The sequence below is a fragment of the Pyxidicoccus caerfyrddinensis genome (assembly GCF_010894405.1).
Taxonomy (GTDB): Bacteria; Myxococcota; Myxococcia; order Myxococcales; family Myxococcaceae; genus Myxococcus; species Myxococcus caerfyrddinensis.
The window spans coordinates 1-6,456 of record NZ_JAAIYA010000066.1; the positions used below are offsets into that span (position 1 = coordinate 1).

Below are 6,456 nucleotides of genomic sequence, written 5' to 3' on the forward strand. Positions count from 1 at the left end.
CGGAGGGGAGGGACGGGTCGAGGCAGAGGAAGGCGCCGCCGGCCTTGAGGATGGCGAGCATGCCCACCACCAGCTGCGCGGAGCGCTCCACGCACAGGCCCACGAGCACCTCGGGGCCGACGTGCAGGGCGCGCAGGTGGTGCGCGAGCTGGTTGGCACGCTCATCGAGCTGCCGGTAGGTGAGCTGCTCCTCGCCGAAGACGAGGGCCACCGCGTCCGGAGTCAAGCGGGCCTGGGCCTCGAACAGCGCATGGATGGAGGCCTCCCGCGGGGCGTCGGCGCCGGTGTCGTTCCACGCCACGAGGAGCTGGTGGCGTTCCGCGGCGTCGACCAGGGGCAGTGCCTCCAGACGGGCGTCGGGTGAAGCGAGCGCGCCGTCCAGCAGGGTGCGCAGGTGCTCCACCATGCGAGCCACGGTGGACGCGTCGAACAGGTCTGTGCGGTAGCTCAGGGTGCCAGTGAGGCCGCGAGGCGTCTGGGCCAGCGCCAACGTCAGGTCGAACTTCGTGACCTCGGCTTCGCGCTCCAGCGCCTGGAAGGTCAGGCCCGGCAGAGACAGGGCGGTGCCCGGTGCGTTCTGCAGCACGAGCATGACCTGGAAGAGCGGCGAATGGCCGAGGCTGCGCTGCGGCTGCAGCTCCTCCACCAGCTTCTCGAAGGGGACGTGCTGGTGCTCGTAGGCACTCAGGGTGGTGGCGCGCACCTGGGCCAGCAGCTCGCGGAAGGTGGCGCGAGGCCGCAGCTGGGTGCGTAGCACCAGCGTATTGACGAAGAAGCCGAGGAGGCCTTCGGTTTCCGAGCGCGTGCGGCCGGCGATGGGCGTGCCGACGACGACGTCGTCCTGGCCGGAGTAGCGAGCGAGCAGCACCTGCCAGACGGCGAGCAACGCCATGAAGGGCGTGACGCCTTCGCGCTGGCAGAGGGCGGAGAGGGCCGAGGCCACGGACTCGGGAAGGTGGACGGGCAGCGTCGTTCCGCGCTGGGACTGCACGGCGGGACGGGGGCGGTCGGTGGGGAGTTCCAGCAGCGCGGGTGCGCCGGAGAGCTGCTGCTTCCAGTAATCGAGCTGACGCTGGAGGACGTCGCCCTGCAGCCAGGCGCGCTGCCACGCGGCGAAGTCCGCGTACTGGAGGGGAAGGGCCGCCAGCCGCGGCGACTGTCCGGAAGCGGAGGCCTTGTAGAAGGACACCAGCTCGCGCACCAACACACCGGTGGACCAGCCGTCGGAGACGATGTGGTGCACCGTCAGCAGCAGCACATGCTCCCGTGCATCGAGCACCAGCAGCGAGGCACGCAGCAGCGGGCCCGTTGCGAGGTCGAAGGGCGTCATCGCCTCGGCGGCAGCCAGCCGGCGGGCTTCTGCCTCGCGTGCGCCTTCAGGCAGATTCCCCAGGTTCACGACGTCCAGCCGCAAAGGCTCGGGCGGAGAAATGACCTGGACGGGTTCGCCTGCTTCATCGCGGAAGGTGGTGCGCAGTGCTTCGTGACGGCGCACCAGCGCTTCGAGGCTCTGGCGCAGCGCCTCGGTATCAAGGGCCCCGGAGATGCGCAGGGCGGAGGGGATGTTGTAGGCGGGACTGCCGGGCTCCAGTTGGTCGATGAGCCACAGCCGCTGCTGGGCGAAGGACAGGGGCAGTCGGCCCGTACGCGACACCGGCACGAGGGGCGGAGCGGAGTCAGCCGTCCCCTGCGCATCGATGCGGCGTGCGAGGGCCTCCAGGGTGGGTGCCTCGAAGATGGTGCGCAGGGGCAGTTCCGTGCGGAAGGCGGCGCGGATGCGGGAGACCAGCCGTGTCGCCAGCAACGAGTGGCCGCCCAGCTCGAAGAAGTGGTCATTCACGCCCACGCGAGGCACGCGGAGTACCTCCGCCCAGAGGGCGGCGAGGAGCTCCTCGGTGGGAGTGCGCGGGGCGACGTAGGCGTCTTCCGGGCTGGAGGGGGCTTCCGGTGCGGGCAGGTCCTTGCGGTCCACCTTGCCGTTGGGAGTCAGCGGGAAGGCCTCCAGGGAGACGAAGGCGGAGGGCACCATGTGGGCCGGCAGTCGCTGCTGGAGGAAGGCGCGCAGGGACTCGGCGGGCACCGGCTCGGAGGACGGGACGACGTAGGCCACCAGGCGCTTGTCACCGGGGACCTCCTCGCGAGCTACCACCAGGGCCTCGTGCACGGCGGGGTGCTCGCGCAGCACGGTGGCGATTTCACCGGGCTCCACGCGGAAGCCGCGCACCTTCACCTGGAAGTCGGCGCGGCCGATGAACTCCACGCGCCCGTCGGCCAGCCAGCGCACCTTGTCTCCGCTGCGGTACATGCGCGCGCCGGGCACTGGAGAGTAGAGGTCCGGGAGGTAGCGCTCCGCAGTCAGCTCGGGCCGACGGAGGTAGCCGCGCGTCACCTGGGCGCCGCCGATGAACAGCTCGCCGGGGACTCCGACAGGCACCGGCTGCAGGCGCTCGTCGAGGACGTACAGGCGCGTATGGGCCAGGGGACGGCCCAGCGGCACGGTGGCCGGGGCGGAGCCTGCGGTTGGCAGCTCCACGCGGCCAGCGAGCACACCCACCGTCGTTTCGGTGGGGCCGTAGTGGTTGAAGACCTCGCAGTCGGGTGCCAGCGCGCGCACCTGTTCCATGAGGGCCCAGGAGGAGGACTCACCGCCGAGCACCAGCTTCTTGCGAGGCAGGACGTGGCGAGGCTCTGCCGCCGTCATGAGGGCTGCGAGGTGAGAAGGCACCAGCTTCATGCAGTCCACGGCGTGACGCTGGAAGTACTCAGCGACGGCGGCGGGGCTGCTGGCTATCTCCTGGGGCAGCACGTGCAGCAGACCGCCGGTGCAAAGGGCGGGGAAGAGGACGGTGTTGCCGAGGTCGGCGACGAAGGTGGAGACGAGGGCGAAGCTTTCGCAGTCCTTCAGGTCCAGCCGCTGGGTGGCGGAATGGACGTAGTGGGCGAGCTGCCCGTGGGAGACAGCGACGCCCTTGGGGCGGCCGGTGCTGCCGGAGGTGAAGAGGACGTAGGCGACGTTCTCCGGATGCACCTGGCGGGGAGGCGCCTCGGTGCTCAGGCCCGTGAGCAGTCTGGAGTCCTCATCCAGCAGCACCGCACTCACGTGCGAGGCAACAAAGGAAGCCGCGAACGCGGATACGGTCACCACCACGGGAGCGGAGACTTCCTCCACCAGGGCTTGCAGGCGCAGGGCGGGCTGGGCCGGGTCCAGGGGGACGTAGGCCCCACCGGCCTTCCACACCGCCAGCAGCGCCACCACCATCTCGACGGAGCGCTCCAGGCACAGGGCTACGCACGATTCGGGACCTACGCCCAGCGCGCGCAGGTGCCAGGCGAGCTGGTTGGCGCGGGCGTCCAGCTCACCGTAGGTGAGCACCTGGCCTTCGCAGGCGAGCGCGGGCCGCTCCGGGTGGCGCGCGGCCTGCTCCGCAATGAGCGTGTGCAGCGGCTCTTCGGACGAGAGGAGTTCCGTCGTGGCGTTGAAGGACTCGAGCAGCCGCGTGCGCTCGGAAGGGGAGAGCAGGGGCAGCTCACCCACGCGCGCGCCGGGCGAGGCGAGCGTGGCCTCCAGCAGGGTTTGCAGGTGCTCCACCATGCGGGAGACGGTGGAGGCGTCGAACAAGTCCGTGCGGTAGCTGAGACTGCCGGACAGGCCTCGGGGCGTCTGGGTGAGAGAGAGTGTCAGGTCGAACTTGGTGGCCTCGGCCTCGCGCTCCAGGGGGACGAAGGACAGCCCTGCGAGGGAGAGCTCCGCGGGGGGAGCGTTGTTGAGCACGAGCATGACCTGGAAGAGAGGCGAGTGGCTGAGGCTGCGCTGGGGCTGCAGTTCCTCGACGAGCTTCTCGAAGGGCAGGTGCTGGTGCTCGTAGGCGGCCAGAGTGGAGGCGCGCACGTGGGCGAGCAGCTCGCGGAAGGTGGCCTGGGGCTGCACGTGGGAGCGCAGGACGAGGGTGTTGACGAAGAAGCCGATGAGGCCTTCCGTCTCGCCCCGGGTACGGCCGGCGATGGGAGAGCCGACGGTGACATCGTCCTGGCCGGAGTAGCGCGCCAGCAGCAGCTGCCAGACGGCGAGCAGGGCCATGAAGGGAGTGACACCCTCGCGCTGGCAGAAGGCGGAGAGGGCCTCGGACAGAGGCAAGGGCAGGTGGACGGGTAGCAGGGCGCCGCGCTGGGACTGGACGGCGGGGCGGGGCCTATCAGTGGGCAGCTCCAGCAGCGCGGGCGCACCGGAGAGTTGCTGCTTCCAGTAGTCGAGCTGGCCCTGGAGGACGGCACCCTGCAACCAGTCGCGCTGCCACGAGGCGAAGTCGGCGTACTGGATGGGAAGGGGTGGCAGTTGCGGCGACTGGCCGGAGGAGAAGGCCCCGTAGAAGGAGACGAGCTCGCGCACCAGCACGCCCATGGACCAGCCGTCGGAGACGATGTGGTGCAGGTTGAGCGAGAGCACGTGCTCGGCCGGGCCCAGCTTCCACATGCTCGCGCGCACCAGCGGGCCGGTGGCGAGGTCGAACGGCCGCAGGGTGTCCTCGCGGAGCCGCCGCTGCAGCTCCTCCCTGGCGGCCTCGGGCTCCATTGCACTGAGGTCCACGACAGGCAGCGACAGCTCGGCATGGGATGAGATGAGCTGAAGCGGCTGGCCTTCTTGCTGGAGGAAGGTGGTGCGCAGGGCTTCGTGACGCCGCACCAGTTCCTCGAAGCTGAGGCGCAGGGCGCCCACGTCCAGCGAGCCCTGCATGCGAATGAAGCGGGGGATGCTGTAGGAGGAACCGCCGGGCTCGAGCTGGTCGATGAACCAGAGCCGCTGCTGGGCGAAGGACAGAGGCAGCGGGCCGGTGCGGGGCACTGGGACGATGGCGGGGGCCACGAGGCCTTGCGCGGACTCACGGGCGGAGTCGATGCGAGCGGCGAGGGCAGCCACCGTGGGAGCCTCGAAGAGGGCGCGCAGGGGCAGCTCGACGCCCAGGGAGGAGCGGACGCGAGAGACGACCTGGGTGGCCAGCAGGGAATGGCCGCCGAGCGCGAAGAAGTCATCCTGCGCGCTGACCTTCTCCACGCGCAGCAGCGCGGCCCAGAGGGAGGCGAGGATTTCCTCGGTGGGAGTGCGCGGGGCGACGTATTCGGAAGCGGAGGCAGAGGACTCCGGGGCGGGCAGGGCCCTGCGGTCCACCTTGCCGTTGGACGTCAGCGGCATCGTCTCCAGCGCGACGAAGGCGGAGGGCACCATGTACTGGGGCAGGCGGGCCTTGAGCGCCTCGCGCAGCACGCCCTCGGAGGCTTCGGCTCCGCCCACGACGTAGGCCACCAGGCGCTGGTTGCCGGGCACGTCCTCGCGTGCGAGCACCACGGCGCGGCGGACTCCCGCCACTTCCTCCAGCGCGGTTTCGATTTCGCCCAACTCAATGCGCAAGCCGCGCAGCTTCACCTGGAAGTCGATGCGGCCCAGGTACTCCAGCTCGCCATGAGCCAGCCACCGTGCCTTGTCGCCCGTGCGGTAGAGGCGGCCACCGGGCGTGGTGCCGAACGCATCTGGCACGAACTTCTCTGCGGTGAGCTCGGGGCGGTGGAGGTAGCCGCGAGCCACGCCGGCGCCGCCGATGAAGAGCTCACCGGGGACACCGGTGGGCACCGGCTGCATGCGCTCGTCGAGCACGTACACCTGCACGTTGGCCAGCGGGCCGCCCAGGGTGGGCCGGCCCGGAGCGCCATGGACCGCACGCGCGGTGGTGTCCACCGTGCACTCGGTGGGGCCATAGACGTTGAAGCCGCGGATGAAGGGATGGGCTGACAGCTTCGCCCACAGCGCCTCATCCACCGCCTCGCCGCCCACCAACACGCGCAGTGGACGGCTGGAGCCCAGGCCCTCTTCCAGCAGCAGGCGCAGGTGCGAGGGGGAGCAGTCCAGCGCGTCCACGCCGTACTTCTCCACCCATGACTTCAGCAGCGCGACGTCTTCGCGTGCCGCCTGGGGCACTACACACAACGCGTGGCCCTCCGCCACCTGGATGAGCTGCTGCACCGAGGCGTCGAAAGACAGGGGCGCGTTGAGGCTGACGCGCAGCGCGCCTTCGGCCCCCGCGTAGACAGCGGAAGCCAGCGCGGCGCGCAGGTTCATCACCGACGCGTGCTGCACCATGACGCCCTTGGGCTTGCCGGTGCTGCCCGAGGTGTAGATGACGTAGGCCAGGTGCTGGGGCGAGGTGACGTGAGGTGGGTTGGCCTCGGACTCGCGCGAGAGCTGCTCGCGCACGGCCACGTCGTCGAGGTAGAGGGCCTCCACGCCGGAGCCCTCCATGCGCTCGGACAGGTGGAGCTGGGTGAGGGCGAGCCGGGCGCCGCAGTCCTGGAGCATGAAGGCCAGGCGCTCACGCGGGTAGGCCGGGTCCATGGGGACGTAGGCGCCGCCGGCCTTGAGGATGGCGAGCACGGCCACCACCATGTCCACGCCGCGCTCCATGCAGA

At 70.5% G+C, this 6,456-nt stretch carries 1 protein-coding gene; it reads right to left on the bottom strand.

The genetic code is table 11. From position 1 onward, the window contains the following. The coding region (locus tag G4D86_RS51315; protein WP_164003037.1) for a non-ribosomal peptide synthetase at positions 1-6,456 on the bottom strand (6,456 nt) is incomplete at both ends.